Origin of the sequence: Coprococcus sp. RTP21204st1_G4_RTP21204_210225 (assembly GCF_040915385.1) — a bacterium.
GTDB lineage: Bacteria > Bacillota > Clostridia > Lachnospirales > Lachnospiraceae > Allocoprococcus > Allocoprococcus comes.
Map to the genome: position 1 here is coordinate 1 of NZ_JBCPDP010000006.1, position 24,355 is coordinate 24,355.

The window sequence follows — 24,355 nt, forward strand, 5'->3', positions numbered from 1 at the left end:
AGAGAAACCATCAGCATTGGTTGTTTAACCAATTGACCTAAAAAATTTACTGTGTCCTTGACATGGGGTCCAGTTTATACAAGGCTGAATTATTTCCCGGTTTTTATGCATGTTCAGCAATTGCCGCTTGAAAATATAATATGCGCAGAAGAATATATAAATTAAAAACGCCGGAAAATCAAAAAGATTTTCCGGCATCAAATAGATGTATTCTTTTTACAAAATCTAGTACCGCAACTGTATCCCCTGCTCCTCAATCCAGTCTTCGAGTTCATCCTGGGAATCAGTGGCCCATTCGGAGTTGGAGTCTGCTTTGAATTCGTCTTTTAGATCTTCCTGCACCAGCTCTTTTGAAAATACGGGTTTCTCGTCTGTACGGGGATCTTTCGGGTTATCTATCGGTCTTGAACTACTCATATTTTCACGTCTCCTTTACTTTTGGAAAGAAAAAACATGACCCCTCGAGGTCATGTCTTTTCTTTTTGGTATGTCATTGAGAGGTTTTTCCTCGTTGCATTGCAGTTTGCCTTATATACAAAGCTGGGGAATGCTCCTACAAAGAGGATGTATATATAAATTGGAGTTTTATCATTGCAAGATCATTCTTGGGGGAAACGACCGGCAATAATATAACTGCAATAACAACCAATGTTGTAGCTTAATCAAGTCTTTATTAAAAAGCGGTATCCTTGTGTTGGAAACCGCCCTTGGTTTAGCTCTCTGATTAAGTTGGTTACACTATATCACTTTATCACGGTAGTGTCAACAAGAAAATGGTAAATTTATGAATAAATTATGCACTAAAATCTGTACAAAGCGGTCAAGCGTAAGTCTACTGTAGATTAGCGGTACTGGATCAGTTCCTGGACAGGTTTACGTGCTGGTGCGGTCGGTTGGATGGCTGGATGACCGATCGCAATCAGGGCAGATACATTCAGAGTATCGTCAAGACCAAGTAGTTCTTTTACCTTTACCTCATCGAAAATACCCATGACAACCGAACCGATTCCGCATTCATGAGCAGCGAGCTGGAAGGTTTGCGCAGCGATACCGGCATCAAACATTTCCCATTTATCCTTTTTTGAGGTGGAATAAGCTCCGTCCTTTTCGTAACCGCTTTTCCCCGGAACGGAAGCGAGAACAACCAGTACCGGTGCACCAAGAATGATGCCTGTATTCCATTCAAATCCCATAACAGCTTCTCTGGCAATCCTGTCTTTGAGAGCTGTTTCTTCTATTATAATATATCTTGCTGTCTGCGTATTCTTCCAGGATGGAGCGTAGGCACTTGCTTCTACGATTTTCTCGATCACTTCATGTGAGACAGGCTCCTCTGTAAATTTGCGGATCGTTCTTCTTGTTTTGATTGCATCTAATGTCTGCATAATATGCGTCCTCCTTCTATTCTATATAAGATGATGTGGGGAAAGATCGAAAGACAGGCTGCATTTAGCGAAGAAGCCTATGGATCTGGTACCCTGCTGAATATGAGAATATTATACCGCAAAAAGGGAATAAGAAAAATAGCACAAAAGGAGAAGATTTTTCAAGAAAATTTTGTATGAAAAAAAGTACAAAAAATAAAATAAAATGCTTGCAAAATGCAGAAACATCGGGTATACTAAAAAAGCTGTGACATGATAGCAAAGAAGCGCGAGGTTGCTGCCGAGAAGAATGGCAGGTTTTCCGTGGAGCGAATGTCAAGTTAGGAAACTGGCGACAAGTCACTGTACGAAATCATAACAGCTGCTGAGATGCAGTAACAACGTGTGAGTTTCTCACGACACACACGGGGAAGTGTACAGTCACCGCTTGTCGTACTGAGGTTTAAGTACGAAAAGGAGGCGACTTTTTTTATGGCAAGTCAAGTAATGAGAATCACATTGAAGGCATATGATCATCAGCTTGTAGATGCATCTGCCAAGAAAATTATCGAAACTGTAAAGAAAAATGGAGCAAAGGTTAGCGGACCGGTACCGCTTCCGACAAAGAAGGAAGTTGTAACAATCTTAAGAGCGGTTCACAAATACAAAGATTCCAGAGAACAGTTCGAACAGAGAACTCATAAGAGACTGATCGATATCATTGCACCGACACAGAAGACTGTAGATGCTCTGTCAAGACTGGAAATGCCAGCTGGTGTATACATCGATATCAAAATGAAGAACAAATAAGTTCTAATAAATTAAAACACAGTAGTTCCTAATATTTAGGATGAACACCCATAAGGGCGTTCCGCTGTAAATCACAGGAGGTAAAATAAAATGAAGAAAGCTATCTTAGCTACCAAAGTCGGAATGACTCAAATCTTCAACGAAGATGGAGTACTTACTCCGGTAACTGTTCTTCAGGCTGGACCATGTGTTGTAACACAGATCAAAACCGTTGAAAATGACGGATACAGCGCAGTTCAGGTTGGATTCGTTGACAAGAAAGACAAAATTGTTAACGTTGACAAGAACGGAAAGAAAGAAATCGTGCACAGACACGGAGTTACAAAGGCTGAAAAAGGACACTTTGACAAAGCCGGAGTAACAGGAAAAAGATTTGTAAGAGAATTCAAATTCGAGAACGCTGATGAATATCAGTTAGCTCAGGAAATTAAAGCAGATATCTTTGAAGCTGGTGACAAAGTAGACGCAACAGCAATTTCCAAAGGTAAAGGATTCCAGGGTGCTATCAAGAGACACAACCAGCACAGAGGACCTATGGCTCACGGTTCTAAGTTCCATCGTCATGCTGGTTCCAACGGTGCTGCATCTGACCCGAGTAAAGTATTTAAGGGCAAAAAGATGCCAGGACACATGGGAGCAAAGAAGATTACAATTCAGAACCTTGAAATCGTAAGAGTAGACGTTGAAAACAACCTTCTTCTGGTTAAGGGCGCAGTTCCGGGACCAAAGAAATCTCTTGTAACGATTAAAGAATCTGTAAAATCTATCTAAGATTGGCACTAGGAAAGGAGGAACATACAGATGGCAAACGTATCTGTTTACAATATCGAAGGTAAAGAAGTTGGAACAATCGACTTAAATGATGCTGTATTCGGTGTAGAAGTAAACGAACACCTTGTACACATGGCAGTTGTAAGCCAGCTTGCAAATAAACGTCAGGGAACACAGAAAGCGAAAACTCGTTCAGAAGTTTCCGGCGGCGGAAGAAAACCATGGAGACAGAAAGGTACCGGTCATGCAAGACAGGGATCTACAAGAGCTCCGCAGTGGACAGGCGGTGGAGTAGTATTCGCTCCGACACCGAGAGATTACTCTTTCAAACTTAACAAGAAAGAAAGAAGAGCAGCTCTCAAATCCGCTCTGACATCAAGAGTAGAAGAAAAGAAATTCATCGTTGTTGATGAAATCAACTTTGATGAAATCAAGACAAAGAAATTCCAGGATGTTCTTAATAACCTGTCAGTATCCAAAGCTCTCGTAGTTCTGGAAGACGGAAACAAGAACGCAGAACTTTCAGCTAGAAACATTGCTGATGTTAAAACTGCTAAGACAAACACAATCAATGTGTATGACATCCTGAAATACAATACAGTAATCGCAACTAAGGCTGCTGTACAGGCAATCGAGGAGGTGTACGCATAATGGCAAACATTCAGTATTATGATGTAATCCTTAAACCGGTAGTAACCGAAAAGACAATGGCTCTTATGGCTGACAAGAAATACACATTCCTTGTACACACAGAAGCTAATAAGACTCAGATCAAAGAAGCTGTAGAAAAAATGTTCCCAGGAACAAAAGTTGCTGGCGTTAACACAATCAACATGGACGGAAAGAACAAACGAGTTCGCGGAACCATGACATTCGGAAAAACAGCTAAGACAAAGAAAGCAATCGTTCAGCTGACAGAAGAATCAGCAGAGATCGAAATCTTCCAGGGACTGTAAGAAACTGGAACCTAAACGGTGCAAATCCGTGACAAAAATAACTAGCAAAATGCGAAAGGAGATAGAGTAATGGGAATTAAAACATACCGCCCATATACACCTTCCAGAAGACATATGACCGGCTCTGATTTCTCAGAAATCACAAAAGCAACACCGGAGAAATCTTTAGTAGTTTCTCTGAGCAAGACTGCCGGACGTAACAATCAGGGTAAAATCACTGTTAGACACCGCGGAGGCGGAGTTAAGAGAAAATATAGAGTAATCGACTTCAAACGTAAAAAAGACGGAATTCCGGCAACTGTAATCGGAATCGAATACGATCCGAACAGAAGTGCTAACATCGCACTTATCTGCTACGCTGATGGAGAAAAAGCTTACATCATCGCACCAGAAGGACTTACAGACGGAATGAAAGTTATGAACGGACCAGAAGCAGAAGTAAGAGTAGGAAACTGCCTGCCGCTTTCAGCTATCCCGGTTGGTACACAGGTTCATAACATTGAGCTTCATCCTGGAAAGGGCGGACAGATGGTTCGTTCAGCAGGAAACAGCGCACAGCTCATGGCTAAAGAAGGAAAGTACGCAACACTTCGTCTTCCTTCAGGAGAAATGAGAATGGTTCCGATCGAATGCCGCGCATCAGTTGGTGTTGTTGGTAATGGCGATCACAACCTTGTAAACATTGGTAAAGCAGGACGTAAACGTCACATGGGTATCAGACCTACAGTTCGTGGTTCCGTTATGAACCCGAATGATCATCCGCATGGTGGTGGTGAAGGTAAGACTGGAATCGGTCGTCCGGGTCCGTGCACTCCTTGGGGTAAACCGGCACTTGGTCTTAAGACTCGTAAGAAAAACAAACAGTCTAACAAGCTGATCATCAGAAGAAAAGACGGTAGAGGAATCAAATAGTTAATTTTCAAGGAGGTTAGAACCTATGGCTCGTTCACTTAAAAAAGGACCATTCGCAGACGCAAGCCTGCTTAAGAAAGTGGAAGCAATGAACGCATCAGGAGACAAGGGTGTTATCAAAACATGGTCTCGTCGTTCTACAATCTTCCCGATTATGGTTGGACATACAATCGCAGTTCATGATGGAAGAAAACATGTTCCGGTATATGTAACAGAAGATATGGTTGGACATAAACTCGGAGAGTTCGTAGCAACCAGAACATACAGAGGACATGGAAAAGACGAAAAGAAATCGAAAGTTAGATAATATTTAACGTATTGAAAGGAGGTTTCATCCCATGGCAAAAGGACATAGAAGTCAAATTAAGAGAGAAAGAAATGCAAACAAGGACACCAGACCTTCAGCTAAGTTATCTTACGCCAGAGTTTCTGTTCAGAAAGCATGCTTCGTATTAGATGCCATCAGAGGTAAGGATGTAACAACAGCGCTTGGTATTTTAACATACAATCCAAGATACGCTTCAAGCATTATAAAGAAATTATTGGAATCAGCTATCGCAAATGCTGAGAATAACAACGGTATGAGTGTTGAAAACCTTTATATTGAGGAATGCTACGCAAATAAAGGACCAACAATGAAGAGAATCAGACCGAGAGCACAGGGCAGAGCTTACAGAATCGAAAAGAGAATGAGTCATATTACACTTGTGCTTAATGAAAGATAAGGAGGGCAATAATGGGACAGAAAGTTAATCCTCATGGCTTAAGAGTCGGTGTTATCAAAGACTGGGACTCTAAATGGTATGCAGAAAAAGATTTTGCTGACTATTTAGTAGAAGATCATAAAATCAGAAAATTTCTGAAGAATAAATTATACAGCGCAGGAGTTTCTAAGATTGAAATCGAAAGAGCTTCTGATCGTGTTAAGATCATCGTTTATACTGCTAAACCGGGTGTTGTAATTGGTAAAGGCGGTTCTGAGATCGAAAAAGTAAAAGCTGAACTTCAGAAAATGACAGATAAGAAAGTTATCGTTGACATCAAAGAAGTAAAAAGACCTGACAAAGATGCTCAGCTCGTTGCTGAAAACATCGCACAGCAGCTGGAAAATCGTATTTCCTTCCGTCGTGCAATGAAATCTTGCATGTCAAGAACTATGAAATCAGGAGCACTTGGTGTTAAGACATCCGTATCCGGACGTCTCGGCGGAGCTGATATGGCTCGTACAGAGTTCTACAGCGAAGGAACTATTCCGCTTCAGACACTGAGAGCAGACATTGACTATGGCTTCGCTGAAGCAGACACAACTTACGGAAAAGTTGGTGTTAAGGTATGGATTTACAAAGGCGAAGTACTTCCAACAAAGGCAGGTAAGGAAGGGAGCGATAAATAATGTTAATGCCAAAAAGAGTAAAACGTAGAAAACAGTTCCGTGGCTCCATGAAAGGTAAAGCATTAAGAGGAAACAAGATCACGAACGGTGAATATGGTCTTGTAGCAATGGAACCATGTTGGATCAGATCTAACCAGATTGAAGCTGCCCGTATCGCTATGACACGTTACATCAAACGTGGTGGTAAGGTTTGGATCAAGATCTTCCCTGATAAACCAGTAACAACGAAACCGGCTGAGACACGTATGGGTTCTGGAAAAGGAACTCTTGAATACTGGGTAGCTGTAGTTAAGCCAGGACGTGTAATGTTCGAACTTGCAGGAGTACCTGAAGAAGTTGCGAAAGAAGCATTACGTCTTGCTATGCACAAATTACCATGTAAATGTAAAATCGTTTCTCGTGCAGACTTAGAAGGCGGTGATAACAGTGAAAATTAAGACATTTGTAGAAGATTTAAAAGCAAAATCTGTTGCAGAATTAAATGAAGAATTAGTAGCTGCTAAAAAGGAACTCTTCAATCTGAGATTCCAGAACGCAACAAATCAGTTAGATAATACAAGCAGAATCAAAGAAGTAAGAAAGAATATCGCAAGAATCCAGACAGTGATCACAGAAAAAAGCCAGAATGCTTAATTAGGTGATATTCAGAAAGGAGTATAACCGTGGAAAGAAACCTGAGAAAAACGAGAGTTGGTAAGGTTGTAAGCAACAAGATGGACAAGACAATCGTCGTTGCAGTAGAAGACCATGTAAAACATCCGCTTTACAATAAGATCGTAAAAAGAACTTACAAACTGAAAGCGCATGATGAAAATAATGAATGCAATATTGGTGATAGAGTAAAAGTTATGGAGACAAGACCGTTATCTAAAGATAAGAGATGGAGACTTGTTGAAATCGTAGAAAAAGTTAAATAGTTTGACTTTGATAAAAGTATAAGGAGGTTTACCTGCATGATACAGCAAGAAAGCAGATTAAAAGTAGCAGATAATACAGGTGCTAAAGAATTACTCTGTATCCGTGTATTAGGCGGTTCTACAAGAAGATATGCAGCTATCGGTGATGTAATCGTTGCTTCGGTTAAAGATGCAACACCAGGCGGCGTTGTTAAAAAAGGTGATGTCGTTAAAGCTGTAGTTGTTCGTACTGTAAACAGCACTCGTCGTAAAGATGGATCATACATCAGATTCGATGAAAATGCTGCTGTTATTATTAAAGATGACAAAAACCCAAAAGGAACTCGTATTTTTGGACCTGTAGCCAGAGAACTTCGTGAGAAACAGTTTATGAAAATTGTTTCACTGGCTCCGGAAGTACTGTAAGGAGGTTCGAGTATGTCAACAATGAAGATCAAAAAAGGCGATACCGTTAAAGTTATCGCTGGAAAAGATAAAGACAAAGAAGGCAAAGTAATCGCAGTAGATCAGAAAAACGGTACAGTCCTGGTAGAAGGCGTTAACATGAGAACAAAACATGCTAAACCAAGCGCTTCTAATCCGGAAGGCGGAATCCTTCATCAGGAAGGACCGATCGATGCATCTAACGTAATGTATGTTCACAAGGGAAAAGCTACAAGAGTAGGCTTCAAACTTGATGGAGACAAAAAAGTACGTGTTGCAAAATCAACAGGCGAAGTAATTGATTAGTTCTAGGAAGGAGGTCAAAGGCTTTGAGTAGACTTAAAGAACAGTACCAGAACGAGATCATTGACGCAATGATCAAAAAATTTGGTTATAAGAATATTATGGAAGTGCCGAAGCTCGACAAGGTTGTTATCAACATGGGCGTTGGCGAAGCAAAAGACAATGCAAAAGCATTAGACTCAGCTGTAGCTGATATGGAAAAGATCACTGGACAGAAAGCAGTTCTGACCAGAGCTAAAAATTCAGTAGCTAACTTCAAAATCCGTGAAGGAATGGCTATCGGATGCAAAGTTACTTTAAGAGGAGAAAAGATGTATGAGTTCGTTGATCGTCTCATCAACCTTGCACTGCCTCGTGTACGTGACTTTAGAGGAGTTAATCCGAACGCATTCGACGGAAGAGGTAACTACGCTCTTGGTATCAAGGAGCAGCTTATCTTCCCAGAAATCGAATATGATAAAGTAGATAAGGTTAGAGGTATGGATGTTATCTTCGTAACAACTGCTAATACAGACGAAGAAGCACGTGAATTGTTAACACAGTTCAACATGCCATTCACAAAATAAGGAGGAAATTTTCATGGCAAAGACAGCAATGAAACTGAAACAGCAGCGCAAACAGAAATTCTCTACAAGAGAATATAATCGTTGCAGAATCTGTGGACGTCCACATGCATATTTAAGAAAATATGGAATCTGCCGTGTATGCTTCCGTGAACTGGCATACAAAGGTGAAATTCCGGGCGTAAAGAAAGCAAGTTGGTAGAAAAGGAGGATAATCCACAATGACTATGAGTGATCCAATTGCAGATATGCTTACAAGAATCCGTAACGCAAACACTGCAAAACATGATACAGTAGATGTTCCGGCTTCAAAGATGAAGATCGCTATCGCTGACATTCTCGTTAACGAAGGATACATCACAAAATATGACATCGTAGAAGAAGGAAACTTCAACACAATCCGCATCACATTAAAATATGGTGCAGATAAGAACGAAAAAGTTATTTCTGGAATCAAAAAGATTTCTAAACCAGGTCTTCGTGTTTACGCTGGTAAAGACGAACTTCCGAGAGTACTTGGAGGACTTGGAACTGCAATCATCTCTACAAACCAGGGCGTGATTACAGACAAAGAAGCCAGAAAGCTTGGCGTAGGCGGAGAAGTTCTTTGCTTCGTATGGTAATAACCAGATAAAATGGAGAAAACGAATGAAATCATATTTCCTGTGATTTCATTCGATACTCAATAAATTGCAACTGAAAACAGAGCAGACATAAGGTGCTGTTCCGAAAATGTAAGTGTAGGAGGTAAAAGGTATGTCACGTATCGGAAGACATCCAGTAGCGATCCCGGCAGGCGTAACTGTTGAAATCGCAGAGAAGAATGTAGTGACTGTTAAAGGTCCTAAGGGAACTCTCGTAAGAGAACTTCCAGTTGAAATGGAAATCAAAAAAGAAGGCGAAGAAGTTATCGTAACAAGACCGAACGATCTCAAGAAGATGAAATCTCTTCATGGTCTTACAAGAACACTGATCAACAACATGGTAATCGGTGTTACTGAAGGATATGAAAAAGTTCTTGAAGTAAACGGTGTAGGTTACAGAGCTTCCAAATCAGGAAACAAATTAACATTGAATTTGGGATACTCTCACCCGGTTGAGATGGAAGATCCGGAAGGAATCGAAACTGTTCTTGACGGACAGAACAAAATCATCGTTAAGGGAATCAGTAAAGAAAAAGTTGGCCAGTACGCAGCTGAAATCAGAGATAAGAGAAGACCGGAACCTTATAAGGGCAAGGGAATCAAATATGCTGATGAAGTTATCAGACGTAAAGTTGGTAAAACTGGTAAAAAATAAGTAAGGAGAGTGTGAACAAATGGTTAGTAAGAAATCAAGAAGCGAAGTTCGTGTAAATAAACATAGAAAACTGCGTAACCGTTTCAGTGGTACAGCTGAAAGACCGCGTCTCGCTGTGTTTAGAAGTAATAATCATATGTATGCTCAGATTATTGACGATACAGTTGGAAACACTCTGGTTTCCGCTTCCACTCTTCAGAAAGATGTGAAAGCAGAACTGGAAAAAACCAACAACGTTGAAGCAGCAGCATACCTTGGAACAGTAATTGCAAAAAAAGCAATCGAGAAAGGTATCACTTCTGTTGTATTTGACAGAGGAGGATTTATCTATCACGGAAAAATCAAAGCATTAGCAGACGCAGCAAGAGAAGCTGGTTTGAATTTCTAGAAGGAGGACGGACACATGAAACAGGAACGTATTGATGCTAATCAGTTAGAACTTACCGAAAAAGTAGTATCAATCAAACGTGTTACCAAAGTTGTTAAGGGTGGTCGTAACATGAGATTCACAGCTTTAGTAGTTGTTGGCGACGGAAACGGCCATGTTGGTGCAGGTTTAGGAAAAGCAGCTGAAATTCCGGAAGCAATCCGCAAAGGAAAAGAAGATGCTATGAAGAAACTTATCAAAGTTACTTTAGATGAAAACGACAGTATTACACATGATTATATTGGAAAATTCGGAAGTGCTTCTGTACTTCTGAAAAAAGCTCCGGAAGGTACTGGTGTTATCGCAGGTGGACCGGCTCGTGCCGTAATCGAACTTGCAGGTATCAAGAACATCCGTACAAAATCTCTCGGATCTAACAACAAACAGAACGTAGTACTTGCTACTATCGAAGGTTTAAGTCAGCTGAAAGCTCCAGAAGACGTAGCTAAACTTCGCGGTAAAACTGTAGAAGAGATCTTAGGCTAGGGAGGAGATTACAATGGCAAATTTAAAAATCACATTAGTAAAATCAACAATCGGTGCTGTTCCGAAACACAGAAGAACAGTAGAAGCATTAGGCCTTAAGAAGGTTAATAAGACAGTTGTCCTTCCGGATAACGCTGCAACCAGAGGAATGGTTCAGCAGGTAAGACATCTGGTAAAAGTAGAAGAAGAAGCATAAATCTTAGATAGGAGGTGTCACAATGGACTTATCTAATTTAAGACCGGCTGACGGATCAAAACATAGCGATAATTTCAGAAGAGGTCGTGGACACGGCTCAGGAAATGGTAAGACTGCTGGTAAGGGACACAAAGGTCAGAAAGCTCGTTCTGGAGCTCCGAGACCAGGTTTCGAAGGTGGACAGATGCCATTATACAGACGTATTCCTAAGAGAGGTTTCACTTGCAGAAACTCTAAGGAAATCGTTGGAATCAATGTCAGTGCTCTTGAAGTATTTGACAACGATGCAGTAGTTTCTGTTGAAACTCTGATTGAAGCAGGAATCGTAAAACATGCCAGAGATGGTGTTAAAATTCTTGGAAATGGAGAGTTAACCAAAAAGCTTACTGTTCAGGCAAATGCATTCAGCGCAGGTGCTGTAGAAAAGATTGAAGCTGTTGGTGGAAAAGCAGAGGTGATCTAATGCTACAAACATTCCGTAAAGCATTTCAGATTGAAGACATACGGAGAAAAATATTGTATACCCTTGCAATGCTGTTTGTAGTAAGACTCGGATCTCAGCTTCCGACGCCGGGAGTTGATCCGACCTATATTCAGAATTTCTTTGCGAACCAGACCGGTGATTCGTTTAACTTTTTTAACGCTTTCACCGGCGGTTCGTTTGAGACGATGTCCATCTTTGCATTGAGTATTACCCCGTATATCACATCTTCCATTATCATCCAGCTTCTTACAATTGCAATTCCAAAGCTTGAGGAAATGCAGAAAGAAGGGGAAGATGGAAGAAAGAAGCTTACCGCATTAACTCGTTATGTGACAGTTGTGCTTGCTCTGATTGAATCTACAGCTATGGCTGTTGGATTTGGACGTCAGGGACTTTTGGAAAAGTTCAATTTTGTAAATGCTGCAATTGTAGTTCTTACATTAACTGCAGGATCTGCATTCCTTATGTGGATCGGGGAACGAATTACAGAAAAAGGAGTGGGAAATGGTATTTCTATTGTCCTGCTCATTAACATTTTATCACGCATTCCAAGTGATATGACCTCACTGTATGAGAAGTTCATCAGCGGCAAAGGTCTTGCCAGTGGAGGACTTGCAGCAATCATCATCATTGCAATCATTCTCGTACTTGTAGTATTTACGGTAATACTTCAGGATGCGGAGAGACGAATTCCGGTTCAGTATTCGCAGAAAGTACAGGGGAGAAAATCAGTAGGTGGACAGTCAACGAACATTCCGCTGAAGGTTAATACCGCCGGAGTAATTCCGGTTATTTTCGCTTCATCTATTATGCAGTTCCCGGTTGTAATTGCTTCATTTATGGGCAAGGGCAACGGAAAAGGCATCGGAAGTGAAATCCTCAGAGGCTTAAGTTCAGGAAACTGGTGTAATCCGAATAAGATTTACTATTCCTGGGGACTTATAGTATATATCGTACTTACGATTTTCTTTGCATATTTCTATACGAGCATTACTTTTAACCCGTTGGAAATTGCAAATAATATGAAAAAAAGCGGTGGATTTATCCCAGGTATCAGACCTGGAAAACCTACTGTGGACTACTTAAATAAGATATTAAATTATATTATCTTTATTGGTGCATGCGGACTTGTAATTGTACAGGTAATTCCGTTTGTGTTCAATGGTGTGTTTGGAGCGAATGTATCATTCGGGGGAACTTCTCTGATCATTATCATCGGTGTTGTTCTTGAGACACTCAAACAGATTGAGTCTCAGATGCTCGTTCGTAATTACACAGGATTTTTGAATGTCAAAGGAAAATCTATGAAAAATAGTTTTCTTGGATATTAAAACAATTGTAGCCCGTTGTCTTTTAGAGTATAATCAAAGACAACGGGCTCTTTTGCCATTATGACATTTGAAGGAGGAATAGTAAAATGAAAATCATTATGTTAGGTGCTCCTGGTGCAGGAAAAGGTACACAGGCAAAAAAAATTGCCGCTAAGTACGGAATTCCTCATATTTCAACAGGAGATATTTTCCGCGCAAATATTAAGAACGGAACTGAACTTGGAAAGAAAGCGAAGACTTATATGGATCAGGGACTTCTTGTTCCGGATGAACTGGTCGTAGATCTTGTAGTAGACCGTGTGAGTCAGGATGACTGTACGAAGGGATATGTACTGGACGGTTTCCCACGTACAATTCCACAGGCTGAGGCGCTTGATAAGGCACTGGAAGCGAAGGGACAGAAGATGGACTATGCAATCGATGTAGATGTTCCGGACGAGAATATTGTAAAGCGTATGGGTGGAAGACGCGCATGCGTAGGATGTGGCGCAACTTACCATCTTGTATATGCTGCACCGAAGAAAGACGGAATCTGTGATGTCTGCGGAGGAGAACTGATCCTTCGTGATGATGACAAACCGGAGACAGTTGAAAAGAGGCTGCATGTATATCATGATCAGACACAGCCGCTGATCGATTATTATACAAAAGCGGGAATTCTGAAAAGCGTTGATGGAACAGTGGATATGGAAGATGTATTCGGAGCCATTGTTTCTATATTAGGAGAGTAACAGATGCCGATTACGATTAAATCAGAAAGAGAAATTGAACTGATGACAGAAGCCGGAAGGATTCTGGGGATCGTACATAAGGAACTGGAGAAGGCATTAAAACCAGGAATGAGTACACTGGATATCGATGCATTAGGTGAAGAAGTTATTCGCAGCTATGGCTGCGAACCTTCTTTTCTGAATTACAATGGATATCCGGCGTCTATCTGTGTTTCTGTAAATGATGAAATCGTTCATGGGATTCCATCAGCAAAGCACCTCATAAAAGAAGGTGATATTGTGAGCCTGGACGCAGGAGTGATCTACAAAGGTTATCATTCCGATGCTGCAAGGACACATGCTGTCGGTGAGATCAGACTGGATCTTCAGAAACTGATCGATGTAACGAGGGAAAGCTTCTTCGAAGGAATAAAGTTCGCAAAAGAAGGCAATCATCTATATGATATATCCCGAGCAATCGGTGATTATGCGGAAAGCTTTGGATACGGTGTTGTCAGGGAACTGTGCGGACATGGAATCGGGACCAGTCTTCATGAATCACCGGAGATTCCGAATTTCCAGATGCGAAGAAGAGGACCGAAGCTGAAAGCCGGAATGACACTGGCAATTGAGCCGATGGTCAATCTCGGAACAGAGCGGATTCGCTGGATGAGTGATAACTGGACGGTGGTGACGGCAGACAGAAAAGAATCAGCACATTATGAAAATACAATTCTGATCACAAAAGACGAACCGAAGATCCTGTCGATTGCAGATGGAAATGTATAACAGAACAGAGGAACAGAAAATGGATAGATGGGAAACAGGAATGCTTGCGAAATCTCTGGCCGGTCATGATAAAGATAAGGTATATGTGATCGTCGGACTGGATGAACAGTTTACATATCTTGCAGACGGGGAGAGGAAAACGCTTCAGAGTCCAAAGAAAAAGAAAAAGAAACATGTACAGCTCATTAGAGAACAGCATGAGATTTCCGAAGCGGATGATGTAAAGCTGAAACGGATATTAAAAGAATATAAGATGTCAGAAAAGAAGGAGGACAAATAAATGTCTAAAGCAGATGTAATTGAAATCGAAGGAACAGTAGTAGAAAAACTTCCGAATGCCATGTTTCAGGTAGAACTGGAAAATGGACATCAGGTACTTGCACATATCAGCGGAAAGCTGCGTATGAACTTTATCAAAATTTTACCGGGTGACAAAGTTACTCTGGAACTGTCACCATACGATTTATCTAAAGGAAGAATTATCTGGAGAGATAAATAAAATATTACTTGACAAAACCAAAAACCAGGTGATATAATTTTATGCGAACTGTGCGAAGGACTTTTTCTGCGCACAGGGGGAAAATGCAGACCAGGCAAGGTATGAAAGGAGGATTTGACGTGAAGGTTAGATCATCAGTAAAACCGATTTGCGAAAAATGCAAAGTTATCAAGAGAAAAGGAAGCGTCAGAATTATCTGCGAGAATCCGAAACATAAACAGCGTCAGGGATAGGTTCTGAACACTTAATGAAAGCAAGCCACAGGCGCAGCTTGAATTTAGTGAGAAGACCGCTCCCAAGCCTTAATGACGATGAGCTCGTAAGAGCGACAGAGGAACTTAGGCGCACGGAGCATATGAATGGACAGATTTATGTAAACTTAATTAGGCGGCTGATAGAGGATACGCCAGGGTGTGTGTAGAGCGTTATCCACTATTTAATATACATGAACACCACGGGCAAGTGGTTTCTAGTATATTGCTTAAAAACCGGCGGTCATTAGCCGAGAGATCGGTTGCCGGAAAGGATGCGGATACCGAACCGCATCTGGGCTGGGATATCGGACGTGTCTGAGGCATTGGATACATTTTGAAAAGTCCGGTAGGGCTCTTTTTGATAACGGGATGCCCGCAGCCTCATTATAGGACAATGTGAAACCAAAAAAAGAAAGAAAATGGAGGAAATCACAAATGGCTCGTATTGCAGGTGTAGATTTACCAAGAGACAAACGTGTAGAAATCGGATTGACTTATATCTATGGAATCGGAAGAACAAGTGCAACCCGTATTCTCGCAGAAGCAGGAGTTAATCCTGATACTCGCTGTAGAGATCTTACAGATGACGAAGTTAAAAAGATCAGTGCAGTGATCGATGAAACTCAGACAGTTGAAGGTGATCTTAGAAGAGAGATCGCTCTTAACATCAAGAGACTTCAGGAAATCGGATGCTATAGAGGAATCCGTCACAGAAAAGGACTTCCGGTTCGTGGTCAGAAGACAAAGACCAATGCAAGAACAAGAAAAGGTCCTAAGAGAACAGTAGCAAACAAGAAGAAATAATTTCGACAAATAATAAAAAGGAAAGTGTAGGTTAGTTTAAATGGCTAAGAAAGTTACAAAAAAAGTGACAAAAAAACGTGTCAAGAAAAACGTTGAACGCGGACAGGCACATATCCAGTCATCTTTCAATAATACAATCGTTACTTTGACAGATGCACAGGGAAATGCTTTATCATGGGCAAGTGCTGGTGGTCTTGGTTTTAGAGGTTCAAGAAAATCTACTCCATACGCAGCTCAGATGGCAGCTGAAACAGCAGCTAAAGCAGCTCTGCCGCATGGTCTTAAATCAGTAGACGTATTCGTAAAAGGACCAGGTTCAGGAAGAGAAGCAGCAATCCGTGCTCTTCAGGCATGCGGAATTGATGTAACAAGCATCAGAGACGTAACACCGGTACCACACAATGGATGCCGCCCGCCGAAGAGAAGAAGAGTCTAGTCGAATTATTATAGGAGGATACGAACATGGCAGTAAATAGAGTCCCGGTTCTTAAAAGATGCCGTTCCCTTGGAATGGATCCGGTATATCTTGGAATTGATAAAAAGTCTAACAGACAGTTAAAGAGATCCAATAGAAAAATGAGCGAGTATGGTCTTCAGTTGCGTGAAAAGCAGAAAGCTAAATTCATCTATGGTGTATTAGAAAAACCGTTCCTGAACTACTTCAAGAAAGCAGATCAGATGAGCGGAATGACAGGTGAAAACCTGATGGTTCTTCTTGAATCAAGACTGGATAACGTAGTATTCCGTCTTGGATTTGCAAGAACAAGACGTGAAGCAAGACAGATCGTTGATCACAAACAGGTTCTTGTTAACGGAAAACAGGTTAACATCCCTTCTTACCTCATTAAAGCAGGTGATGTGATCGAGATTAAAGAAGGTAAAAAATCTTCACAGAGATACAAAGATATCGTAGAAGTTACAGGTGGACGTCTTGTTCCAGAATGGCTTGAATCAGATATCGAAAACCTGAAAGGAACAGTTAAAGAACTTCCTACTCGTGAAGCAATCGATGTTCCAGTTGACGAAATGATGATCGTCGAGTTATATTCTAAATAGAACGCATTCATATAAAATGCAATACTTAACGAACCTGATTCCTGGGTTCGTTAAGGTTCTGTTAGGAAATATCCTGTTTTTTATCGAAAACAGGACAAAAACTGACACCCTCAACATACAAAAACCCATAAGGAGGGACCAAAATAGTGTTTGATTTTAATAAACCTAATATTGAAATTGCAGAAATTTCAGATGATAAGAAGTATGGCAGATTTGTTGTAGAACCACTTGAAAGAGGATATGGTACAACACTTGGAAACTCTCTGAGAAGAATTATGCTTTCTTCTCTGCCGGGAGCTGCAATCAGCCAGATTAAAATCGACGGAGTATTGCATGAGTTCAGTTCTATTCCGGGCGTAAAGGAAGACGTAACTGAAATTATCATGAACTTAAAAACACTCGCAATTAAGAATTCTTCCGAGACAGATGAGCCGAAAACAGCTTACATCGAATTTGAGGGAGAGGGCGTAGTTACAGCTGCTGATATTCAGGCAGATTCTGATATTGAAATCATGAATCCGGAAACTGTAATCGCTACACTTAACGGCGGTGCAGACAGCAAGCTTTATATGGAACTGACTATCACAAAGGGAAGAGGATATGTAGGTTCTGATAAGAATAAGACAGAAGATATGCCGATTGGTGTGATTCCGATCGACTCTATCTATACACCGGTTGAGCGTGTAAATCTTACAGTTCAGAATACTCGTGTCGGACAGATTACCGATTATGATAAACTCACACTTGATGTTTATACAAATGGTACTCTTGCACCGGATGAAGCAGTCAGCCTTGCTGCAAAAGTATTAAATGAACATCTCAAGCTCTTTATTGATCTTTCTGAAGTTGCTCAGTCAGCGGAAGTTATGATTGAAAAGGAAGACGATGAAAAAGAAAAAGTTCTTGAAATGAGTATTGATGAACTTGAACTTTCTGTTCGTTCATATAACTGTCTGAAGAGAGCAGGAATCAATACTGTAGAAGAACTTACAAACAGAACATCAGAAGATATGATGAAAGTTCGTAACCTTGGACGTAAATCTCTTGAAGAAGTTCTTGCTAAATTAAAAGAACTTGGTCTTGAACTCAGCCAGGGAGACGAATAAGGAGTTCCTGTTTCGCATGTGAATACAGGCAGAAACACTGACACACGATCTGGCTAGTAAGCCCGATGAAAGCATAACCAGATGGCATATCCGCAGTAAGACCGAAGGTGCATGCCGGTATGTCCCGAATAATGGAGGATAAAAAAATGGCAAAGTATAGAAAACTTGGAAGAACAGCAAGTCAGAGAAAAGCATTACTGAGAAATCAGGTAACAATGCTTCTTCAGCACGGAAAAATCAGAACAACAGAAGCTAAAGCTAAAGAAATCCGTAAGATCGCAGAAGGTCTTATCGCTTCAGCTGTAAAAGAAAAAGATAACTTCGAAGAAGTTACAATCAAAGCTAAAGTTGCTAAGAAAGATGCAGAAGGCAAGAGAGTTAAAGAAGTAGTAGATGGTAAGAAAGTTACTGTATACGAAGAAGTTGAAAAGACAATCAAAAAAGACAATCCGTCAAGACTTCATGCAAGACGTCAGATGCTGAAAGTACTTTACCCTGTAACAGAAGTTCCGACTGCTGCAGCTGGAAAGAAGAAAAATACAAAAGAAGTTGATCTGGTAGACAAACTGTTTACAGAGATCGCTCCGAAGTATGCAGACCGCAACGGCGGATATACAAGAATCATCAAAATTGGACAGCGTAAAGGTGACGCTGCAATGGAAGTTATTCTTGAGCTTGTATAATCAAATGAGATCGAAAGCCACAGGCATTTATGCCTGTGGTTTTTTTGTGTATATAGTGAGTTGGTCTGCTCGATTTCTACCTTTCTTTCTGATAAAAGTCAGTGTATAATAGAAAACATCTGAAAAGAATGTCCTTTAACAGACGTGAAGGAGGAACGACATGGGACGTGTAGGGCGATTTATTTTAAAGGTTGCGGCAGTATTGATATTGATTGTATCGGCGGGTACATTTGCACTTTCTTTATTTACAGGAGAGACAAGAAATGCGGATAATCTGCAAAGCGAGTTCGATTATCTGATCACAGTGGGAATTTCACAGAGTGGAGAAGAAAGCTCATGGAAGGATGCAAATACAGCGTCTTTTATGGATACATTTGTCAAATCAAACGGTTATGAAGCGGTGTATGCAGATGCAGGTAGCGATCAGGAAAAACAGATTGAAGATGTGAAAGGATTTATAAAACAGGGTGTGGACTATATCATTCTTAATCCGATTTCTGAAATTGGCTGGGATGATGTGCTGGAAGATGCAAAAAAGGCACATATTCCTATAATCCTTGTGAATAACGGTGTAGATACGGATGACAGCAGTCTGTATTCGTGCATGCTTGGAAGTGATTACGGAAAACAGATGAAAAAGGCAGGAAAATGGTTGGATGAATATCTGAAAGAAGAGGACGAGAAAAAGGCAGAGAAAGAAAAGGCGGCTTCTGAGGCACCGACTCAGGAAGAATCGGAACAGACGGACAGTGAAGATACGGAAGTAAATACAGACAGTTCAAAAGCGACAGATAGCAGTGCATCCATTTTTGATAAAATTATGAAAAGCAGTTCAACGGCGAAGGATGAGACGGATTCGACAGAGGAGGAGCAGACAGAAGAAGACATTACCATCAAGATCGCCGCGATTCAGGAATCCATCGGCTCGGAGGAGCAGCTGATGAGAGCGCAGGGATATCAGACTATGCTGGAAAGGTATTCGGACTGGGAGATGGTGGCACAACAGACCGGTGACAATTCCAGAGAAGAGGCAGAGAAAGTCATGAAACTATTTCTTGAGCAGGAACCGGATTTACGGGTAGTGTTTGCTGAGAGTGACGAGATGGCACTGGGAGCCATCGATGCGATCGAGAAATCAGGAAAGACCTGTGGAGAGGACGGAGATATTATTGTGATTTCATTTGGTGGAAGCAAAGCGGGGATCGAAGCTGTAAAAGAAGGTAAATTGAATGTAACCTTTGAATGCAATCCTGGCCAGGGACCGAAAGCGGCAGAACTGATCCAGAGACTGGAATCGGATATTTCCATTGATAAGGAACAATACGTGGAAGAAACATATTTTGACGGAACTATGGATTTGGATGAAATTATAGAAAACAGAACATATTAAAGGCAGGAAGAAGAATGATAAAAGTATTTTTGGTTGAAGATGAAATTATTATCAGAAATGGGATCAAGAACAGTATTAATTGGGAAATGCATGGATATGACTTTGTCGGAGAGGCAAGTGATGGAGAACTTGCGTTACCGATGATTCTTGAAAAGAAACCAGACATCCTGATCACGGATATTAAGATGCCTTTTATGGATGGACTGGAACTCAGTGAGCAGGTTAAAAAAGTACTTCCGGCTACGAAAATCATGATTCTGAGTGGATATAATGAGTTTGATTATGCAAAGATGGCGATTAAGATCGGTGTAACCGATTACCTTCTGAAGCCAATTTCTTCAGAAAAATTGTTGGATGCAGTTAACAAAGTAGCAGAAGAAATCCGGAAAGAGCAAAGTGAAAAAGAGCAGATGAATCAATATGCCCGTGAAATGCAGGAAAACAAAGAAAGTGAAAAGTTTCAGTTTTTCAATCAGGTGTTTGCAGGAAGTATGCCATTTGGAGAATGTCTGGAGCAGGGAAAGCAGCTGGGAATTGAAATCAGTGCAGAGGGATATTGTGTGATCCTCTTTAAGATCATTATGATCGATCATCCGATGGATTATAACGAGGATATTGTAAGTGCAACTGAAAATATAGAAAATCTGAGTGAGTAGACAGAAAAGCTCCTGTGGTTCCGGAGAGGTGTAGAAGGATGGGGATTTATTGCACAGGGAGCTGTTGGTGAAGAACTGACTGCGAGAACTCAGACATTTAGGGAAGATCTGGAAAAAGTTCTGGAAAAATATAAAAATCTGGAATATTTTGGAGGAATTGGAAGTCAGGTGGGGAGGTTCAGTGAGATTAAAAGATCCTACAATGATGCAAACAGAGCCTTTGCAGAGCGTTTTTCAAGAAGTTTGAGACAGTTTGTGAGTTATTCAGAGGTTCATCAAATGGGGGTTCAGAATGACGTTGAGATGCACAGACTCGGAACCATGGCGGAGAACCGGAAAATGCTGGAGCGTTTCCTGAAGACAGGAACGGAAAATGAAGTAAAAAGCTTTATGGATGCATATTTTGATGCAATTGGTGAGCAGAACCTGCAGTCGATGATGTTGAGACAGTATATTGTAATGGATACTTTTATCAGCGCCCAAAGTCTGGGAGATAGTTTGAACATTGAAAAAGAAGATATTGAAAGAGAGCTTGGCGATGTGCAGGAGGTATCGCAGTATGTGCAGGAACTGGAGGCAACGAGGAAGTACCTGGAAAATATAGTCAGACGAATGATCCGGTTAAGAGAGCAGGCATCGGGCAGACGCTATTCAGAAATTATTGAAAAAGCGAGAGATTATATCGGACAAAATTATATGTCAGAGAATATTTCACTGAACCTGGTGGCTTCGAGCGTCAACATCAGTCCGAGCTATTTCAGCTCTTTGTTTAGTCAGGAGGTTGGCTCAACCTTTGTAGAATATCTGACGGGTGTTCGTATGGAAAAAGCAAAAGAGCTTCTGATGTGTTCGGATAAGAGGACATCGGACATCGGATATGAGGTGGGATACAAAGATTCCCATTATTTCAGCTATATATTCAAAAAGACACAGGGATGTTCGCCGAAGGAATTCCGTTCAAGAGGAAGGGGATAAAATATGAAGGTGAAATATAAGAACTGGTCGATCAATAAGAAACTGCTTTCCATTTCGCTGTCAGCATTTCTGCCAATGGTAATTCTGGCCGCCTATTTGATCGTGTCTTTAAATAATGCGGCATCAGCTTATTCTGAGATTACAAAAAGTATTGCCTATGCCAACCGTTATGTGAAAGACTTTAAAAGTCGGCTGGACTATAGTGTGTATCTTGCTGTGGTAAGTAATAAGCAGCTTAAGGAGGTCGGAGATGGAGTTACAACGGTAAATGGAGTAGTGACGGTGAATCCATACGACTATATTACGGAGATGGAAGAGGCGTGTGATAAAATGACGCAAAATGCGACGGTTCCGCTCACCCAGTCACAGGCGGGACGTATTAAAAATTCACTGTCTTCACTCCGTTTTTGTGTACAGGATCTGGATAAACAGATTAAAGAACGGACTTCTTATGATGAGAGAATGGAATATTTTAACAGTAATGTCAAAGATCTGACGACACTGGTAGAGACCGGAATCCAGGACTATGTCTATCTGGAAACTTCCAATTTTGTGACTGTACAGACGGAACTGAACCGGAATAACCGTAATTCGACCATTTTGGCGGTCGGAGTAGCAATTGTTGCGATGAGTATTTCCCTGCTGCTCAGTGGACGAGCAGCAAGAAGTGTGACAAGACCGATCCGCGATCTGTGTGATCTGACAGAGAAGGTTGCCGGCGGTGATTTCTCTGTAAAAACACAGGTCGAAGCGGGGGACGAGATTGCGGTGCTCACGCGGAGCTTTAACGATATGACAGAGGAAATCGGGATTCTGGTAGATGATATCCGGAAAAAACAGGAAAATCTTAGAATTATTGAGAACCGACTTCTGCAGGAACAGATCAATCCACATTTCCTTTACAATACTCTTGATGCCATTGTCTGGCTTGCTGAGGAAAAGAAAAGTGCAGAGGTTGTGAAAATGGTAACCTCGCTCTCTGATTTTTTCCGCACAACCTTAAGCAAAGGACATGATTATATTACAGTAAAAGAAGAGCGGACGCATATTGAGAGCTATCTGGAGATCCAGCAGTTCCGCTATCAGGATATCCTGGACTATGAGATCCAGATGGATGAGAAGATCTACGGCTACATTATACCGAAGCTTACACTGCAGCCTCTTGTCGAAAATGCGCTTTATCATGGAATTAAGAATAAGCGGGGGAAAGGTAAAATCCTGATTACCGGTAAAAAGCAGGGAGATAAAATCATTTTCCAGGTCATTGACAATGGAAAAGGTATGACAGAGGAAGAACTGAACAGTCTCCGGAAAAAGATGGCAGGGACGGATACAGGAGATGAAGCGAAGGGCTTTGGTGTATCGAATGTGAACCAGAGAATCAAGTATTATTACGGGGGAGAATACGGAGTGTTCTTTGAAAGCAAGGAAAATGAAGGCACAAATGCGACGATCATCATAGCGGCTAAAAATATTCAACTTCTATCATAAAAAAACTAACTTTTTCATGGAAAAGCAGAAAATATTCTACCAAAAGAGGAAGATTTTCTGTTTTAAAAGTATGAAAATTTTATTATTATAAGTACATCAAGAGGTTAAGAAAACCCAATGAAGGAGGAACATGTAAAATGAAAAAAAGAAAAGTGTTAGCAGTATTGTTATGTGCAGCGATGACAGCAGCTTTAGCAGTTGGATGCGGTGGAAGCAAAGGATCTGACAGCAGCGACAAGAGCAGTGATTCATCAAGCTCATCCGATGATGTGATCACAGTAGGTTTCTCACAGGTAGGTGCAGAATCTGACTGGCGTACAGCAAACTCTCAGTCAATGAAAGACACATTCAGCAAAGAAAACGGATATGACCTGATCTTTGATGATGCTCAGCAGAAACAGGAAAACCAGATCACAGCAATCCGTAACTTCATCCAGCAGGAGGTTGATTACATTCTTCTTGCACCTGTTACAGAGACAGGATGGGATACAGTTCTTCAGGAAGCAAAAGATGCAGACATCCCGGTAATCATCGTTGACCGTATGGTTGATGTATCTGATGACAGCCTTTACACAACATGGATCGGAACCGATGCTCTTTGTGAAGGTCGTAAAGCAGCTGAATGGCTGAACGGATTTGCAGAAGCAAAAGGAATCGCAGCATCTGATATCCATATCGCTGATATCCAGGGAACAATCGGATCTACAGCTCAGATCGGACGTACAAAAGGTCTTGAAGAAGGCGTTGATAAATACGGATGGGATCTTGTGGCTCAGCAGACAGGTGAATTTACACAGGCTAAAGGTCAGGAAGTTATGGAGTCTATGCTGAAACAGTATGACAACATCAACGTAGTATACTGCGAGAACGATAACGAAGCATTCGGAGCAATCGATGCAATCGAAGCAGCAGGTAAGACAGTTGGATCTGATATCGCTAACGGCGAAATCATGGTAATTTCTTTCGATACAACACATGCAGGACTTCAGGATGTTCTTGATGGAAAGATCGAATGCGATGTAGAGTGTAACCCACTTCACGGACCACGTGCTGAAGAACTTATCAAAAAACTTGAAGCTGGCGAAGACGTTGATAAACAGAACTATGTAGATGAAGAAATCTTTGCTCATGATGACACAGTTAAATCTGTAAAAGCTACAAACAGCTTAGACGAAGAAAAAGATTTTGATGTAACACCACTTACACAGGATATTCTTGACAAACGTGCATACTAAAATGCATTAGGAAAGTCGGATATATAATTTGACAGACACATAAGGGTGGTTGAATAGAGAGGCGTGGTAGAT

The 24,355-nt window shown here is 41.1% G+C and carries 40 protein-coding genes; 38 read left to right on the forward strand and 2 right to left on the reverse strand.

Annotated elements, in window-relative coordinates:
* Positions 1-225: 225 nt before the first annotated feature.
* Positions 226-417: a hypothetical protein gene (locus tag AB5213_RS07000; protein WP_215633755.1), complete on the reverse strand. Its 192-nt coding sequence runs from the start codon at positions 415-417 to the stop codon at positions 226-228.
* A 425-nt stretch (positions 418-842) separates the two neighbouring features.
* Complete coding sequence (locus tag AB5213_RS07005) at positions 843-1,385, reverse strand: nitroreductase family protein (protein WP_173692408.1); 543 nt, start codon at positions 1,383-1,385, stop codon at positions 843-845.
* Between the two features lie 30 nt (positions 1,386-1,415).
* Here AB5213_RS07005 and AB5213_RS07010 point away from each other — a divergent pair, with 30 nt between their 5' ends.
* The 38 genes from AB5213_RS07010 (at position 1,416) to AB5213_RS07195 (ending at position 24,283) form a co-directional block, all read left to right on the forward strand.
* On the forward strand, positions 1,416-1,565 hold the full coding sequence (locus AB5213_RS07010) for a hypothetical protein (protein ID WP_368276556.1): 150 nt from the start codon (positions 1,416-1,418) through the stop codon (positions 1,563-1,565).
* Positions 1,566-1,856: 291 nt separating this feature from the next.
* Positions 1,857-2,174 (forward strand): 30S ribosomal protein S10, encoded by a 318-nt coding sequence (gene rpsJ / locus AB5213_RS07015; RefSeq protein WP_008372521.1) that lies wholly within the window; start codon positions 1,857-1,859, stop codon positions 2,172-2,174.
* Between the two features lie 90 nt (positions 2,175-2,264).
* Entirely contained in the window at positions 2,265-2,945 is a 681-nt protein-coding gene (rplC, locus tag AB5213_RS07020) for a 50S ribosomal protein L3 (protein ID WP_055297549.1), read from the forward strand.
* 30 nt (positions 2,946-2,975) lie between these two features.
* Entirely contained in the window at positions 2,976-3,596 is a 621-nt protein-coding gene (gene rplD, locus AB5213_RS07025; RefSeq protein ID WP_008372524.1) for a 50S ribosomal protein L4, read from the forward strand.
* The gene (gene rplW / locus AB5213_RS07030; RefSeq protein WP_008372525.1) at positions 3,596-3,901 is read left to right on the forward strand and encodes a 50S ribosomal protein L23; all 306 of its coding nucleotides are present in this window, start codon (positions 3,596-3,598) and stop codon (positions 3,899-3,901) included. The genes rplD and rplW overlap by 1 nt, the downstream gene beginning before the upstream one ends.
* 69 nt (positions 3,902-3,970) lie before the next feature.
* Entirely contained in the window at positions 3,971-4,813 is an 843-nt protein-coding gene (gene rplB / locus AB5213_RS07035; protein ID WP_022220192.1) for a 50S ribosomal protein L2, read from the forward strand.
* Positions 4,814-4,838: 25 nt separating this feature from the next.
* A complete protein-coding gene (gene rpsS, locus AB5213_RS07040) occupies positions 4,839-5,120 on the forward strand; it encodes a 30S ribosomal protein S19 (RefSeq protein WP_008372528.1) in 282 nt (93 codons plus the stop codon).
* Positions 5,121-5,151: 31 nt separating this feature from the next.
* On the forward strand, positions 5,152-5,538 hold the full coding sequence (rplV, locus tag AB5213_RS07045) for a 50S ribosomal protein L22 (RefSeq protein ID WP_008372530.1): 387 nt from the start codon (positions 5,152-5,154) through the stop codon (positions 5,536-5,538).
* A gap of 11 nt (positions 5,539-5,549) precedes the next feature.
* The gene (gene rpsC / locus AB5213_RS07050; RefSeq protein WP_008372532.1) at positions 5,550-6,206 is read left to right on the forward strand and encodes a 30S ribosomal protein S3; all 657 of its coding nucleotides are present in this window, start codon (positions 5,550-5,552) and stop codon (positions 6,204-6,206) included.
* The gene (rplP, locus tag AB5213_RS07055) at positions 6,206-6,643 is read left to right on the forward strand and encodes a 50S ribosomal protein L16 (RefSeq protein ID WP_008372535.1); all 438 of its coding nucleotides are present in this window, start codon (positions 6,206-6,208) and stop codon (positions 6,641-6,643) included. Before rpsC ends, rplP begins: the two co-directional genes overlap by 1 nt.
* Complete coding sequence (gene rpmC, locus AB5213_RS07060) at positions 6,633-6,839, forward strand: 50S ribosomal protein L29 (protein ID WP_008372537.1); 207 nt, start codon at positions 6,633-6,635, stop codon at positions 6,837-6,839. Before rplP ends, rpmC begins: the two co-directional genes overlap by 11 nt.
* Before the next feature lie 29 nt (positions 6,840-6,868).
* Complete coding sequence (gene rpsQ, locus AB5213_RS07065; RefSeq protein WP_022220191.1) at positions 6,869-7,123, forward strand: 30S ribosomal protein S17; 255 nt, start codon at positions 6,869-6,871, stop codon at positions 7,121-7,123.
* Positions 7,124-7,159: 36 nt separating this feature from the next.
* On the forward strand, positions 7,160-7,528 hold the full coding sequence (gene rplN, locus AB5213_RS07070) for a 50S ribosomal protein L14 (protein ID WP_008372541.1): 369 nt from the start codon (positions 7,160-7,162) through the stop codon (positions 7,526-7,528).
* A 12-nt stretch (positions 7,529-7,540) separates the two neighbouring features.
* The gene (gene rplX / locus AB5213_RS07075; RefSeq protein ID WP_022220190.1) at positions 7,541-7,852 is read left to right on the forward strand and encodes a 50S ribosomal protein L24; all 312 of its coding nucleotides are present in this window, start codon (positions 7,541-7,543) and stop codon (positions 7,850-7,852) included.
* A 23-nt stretch (positions 7,853-7,875) separates the two neighbouring features.
* Positions 7,876-8,415 carry a 50S ribosomal protein L5 gene (rplE, locus tag AB5213_RS07080; RefSeq protein WP_008372545.1) on the forward strand — a complete coding sequence of 180 codons (540 nt, stop codon included), beginning with the start codon at positions 7,876-7,878 and terminating at the stop codon, positions 8,413-8,415.
* 13 nt (positions 8,416-8,428) lie between these two features.
* Positions 8,429-8,614 carry a type Z 30S ribosomal protein S14 gene (locus tag AB5213_RS07085; RefSeq protein ID WP_008372546.1) on the forward strand — a complete coding sequence of 62 codons (186 nt, stop codon included), beginning with the start codon at positions 8,429-8,431 and terminating at the stop codon, positions 8,612-8,614.
* Between the two features lie 19 nt (positions 8,615-8,633).
* The gene (gene rpsH, locus AB5213_RS07090; RefSeq protein ID WP_008372548.1) at positions 8,634-9,035 is read left to right on the forward strand and encodes a 30S ribosomal protein S8; all 402 of its coding nucleotides are present in this window, start codon (positions 8,634-8,636) and stop codon (positions 9,033-9,035) included.
* 133 nt (positions 9,036-9,168) lie between these two features.
* On the forward strand, positions 9,169-9,711 hold the full coding sequence (rplF, locus tag AB5213_RS07095; RefSeq protein ID WP_008372550.1) for a 50S ribosomal protein L6: 543 nt from the start codon (positions 9,169-9,171) through the stop codon (positions 9,709-9,711).
* 19 nt (positions 9,712-9,730) lie between these two features.
* On the forward strand, positions 9,731-10,099 hold the full coding sequence (gene rplR, locus AB5213_RS07100; RefSeq protein ID WP_008372552.1) for a 50S ribosomal protein L18: 369 nt from the start codon (positions 9,731-9,733) through the stop codon (positions 10,097-10,099).
* Positions 10,100-10,114: 15 nt separating this feature from the next.
* Positions 10,115-10,624: a 30S ribosomal protein S5 gene (gene rpsE / locus AB5213_RS07105; RefSeq protein ID WP_008372554.1), complete on the forward strand. Its 510-nt coding sequence runs from the start codon at positions 10,115-10,117 to the stop codon at positions 10,622-10,624.
* 13 nt (positions 10,625-10,637) lie between these two features.
* The gene (gene rpmD / locus AB5213_RS07110; protein WP_008372557.1) at positions 10,638-10,820 is read left to right on the forward strand and encodes a 50S ribosomal protein L30; all 183 of its coding nucleotides are present in this window, start codon (positions 10,638-10,640) and stop codon (positions 10,818-10,820) included.
* Between the two features lie 22 nt (positions 10,821-10,842).
* Entirely contained in the window at positions 10,843-11,283 is a 441-nt protein-coding gene (gene rplO, locus AB5213_RS07115; protein WP_008372558.1) for a 50S ribosomal protein L15, read from the forward strand.
* Positions 11,283-12,635 carry a preprotein translocase subunit SecY gene (gene secY, locus AB5213_RS07120; RefSeq protein ID WP_055157798.1) on the forward strand — a complete coding sequence of 451 codons (1,353 nt, stop codon included), beginning with the start codon at positions 11,283-11,285 and terminating at the stop codon, positions 12,633-12,635. Before rplO ends, secY begins: the two co-directional genes overlap by 1 nt.
* An 86-nt stretch (positions 12,636-12,721) precedes the next feature.
* Positions 12,722-13,366, forward strand: coding sequence for an adenylate kinase (locus tag AB5213_RS07125; RefSeq protein ID WP_022220188.1), 645 nt, complete (start codon positions 12,722-12,724; stop codon positions 13,364-13,366).
* A gap of 3 nt (positions 13,367-13,369) precedes the next feature.
* Positions 13,370-14,134, forward strand: a complete 765-nt coding sequence (gene map, locus AB5213_RS07130) for a type I methionyl aminopeptidase (RefSeq protein WP_368276557.1) — start codon at positions 13,370-13,372, stop codon at positions 14,132-14,134.
* Positions 14,127-14,414 (forward strand): KOW domain-containing RNA-binding protein, encoded by a 288-nt coding sequence (locus AB5213_RS07135; RefSeq protein WP_330673005.1) that lies wholly within the window; start codon positions 14,127-14,129, stop codon positions 14,412-14,414. Before map ends, AB5213_RS07135 begins: the two co-directional genes overlap by 8 nt.
* On the forward strand, positions 14,415-14,633 hold the full coding sequence (infA, locus tag AB5213_RS07140) for a translation initiation factor IF-1 (RefSeq protein ID WP_004607275.1): 219 nt from the start codon (positions 14,415-14,417) through the stop codon (positions 14,631-14,633).
* A 119-nt stretch (positions 14,634-14,752) separates the two neighbouring features.
* Positions 14,753-14,866 carry a 50S ribosomal protein L36 gene (gene rpmJ / locus AB5213_RS07145; protein ID WP_005339020.1) on the forward strand — a complete coding sequence of 38 codons (114 nt, stop codon included), beginning with the start codon at positions 14,753-14,755 and terminating at the stop codon, positions 14,864-14,866.
* A gap of 456 nt (positions 14,867-15,322) precedes the next feature.
* Entirely contained in the window at positions 15,323-15,691 is a 369-nt protein-coding gene (gene rpsM / locus AB5213_RS07150) for a 30S ribosomal protein S13 (protein WP_022220186.1), read from the forward strand.
* Between the two features lie 40 nt (positions 15,692-15,731).
* Entirely contained in the window at positions 15,732-16,127 is a 396-nt protein-coding gene (rpsK, locus tag AB5213_RS07155) for a 30S ribosomal protein S11 (RefSeq protein WP_008372572.1), read from the forward strand.
* Between the two features lie 26 nt (positions 16,128-16,153).
* Positions 16,154-16,747, forward strand: coding sequence for a 30S ribosomal protein S4 (gene rpsD / locus AB5213_RS07160; RefSeq protein ID WP_022220185.1), 594 nt, complete (start codon positions 16,154-16,156; stop codon positions 16,745-16,747).
* Positions 16,748-16,893: 146 nt separating this feature from the next.
* Positions 16,894-17,853: a DNA-directed RNA polymerase subunit alpha gene (locus AB5213_RS07165; RefSeq protein ID WP_008372575.1), complete on the forward strand. Its 960-nt coding sequence runs from the start codon at positions 16,894-16,896 to the stop codon at positions 17,851-17,853.
* Between the two features lie 146 nt (positions 17,854-17,999).
* Positions 18,000-18,536 carry a bL17 family ribosomal protein gene (locus AB5213_RS07170; protein WP_022220184.1) on the forward strand — a complete coding sequence of 179 codons (537 nt, stop codon included), beginning with the start codon at positions 18,000-18,002 and terminating at the stop codon, positions 18,534-18,536.
* Between the two features lie 160 nt (positions 18,537-18,696).
* Positions 18,697-19,926 (forward strand): substrate-binding domain-containing protein, encoded by a 1,230-nt coding sequence (locus tag AB5213_RS07175; protein ID WP_368276558.1) that lies wholly within the window; start codon positions 18,697-18,699, stop codon positions 19,924-19,926.
* A gap of 14 nt (positions 19,927-19,940) precedes the next feature.
* Positions 19,941-20,582 carry a response regulator gene (locus AB5213_RS07180; protein ID WP_368276559.1) on the forward strand — a complete coding sequence of 214 codons (642 nt, stop codon included), beginning with the start codon at positions 19,941-19,943 and terminating at the stop codon, positions 20,580-20,582.
* Positions 20,583-20,861: 279 nt separating this feature from the next.
* Positions 20,862-21,557 (forward strand): helix-turn-helix transcriptional regulator, encoded by a 696-nt coding sequence (locus tag AB5213_RS07185; protein WP_368276560.1) that lies wholly within the window; start codon positions 20,862-20,864, stop codon positions 21,555-21,557.
* Between the two features lie 3 nt (positions 21,558-21,560).
* On the forward strand, positions 21,561-23,048 hold the full coding sequence (locus AB5213_RS07190) for a sensor histidine kinase (RefSeq protein ID WP_070101619.1): 1,488 nt from the start codon (positions 21,561-21,563) through the stop codon (positions 23,046-23,048).
* 137 nt (positions 23,049-23,185) lie between these two features.
* Positions 23,186-24,283 (forward strand): ABC transporter substrate-binding protein, encoded by a 1,098-nt coding sequence (locus AB5213_RS07195; RefSeq protein ID WP_156330663.1) that lies wholly within the window; start codon positions 23,186-23,188, stop codon positions 24,281-24,283.
* Positions 24,284-24,355 lie beyond the last annotated feature (72 nt).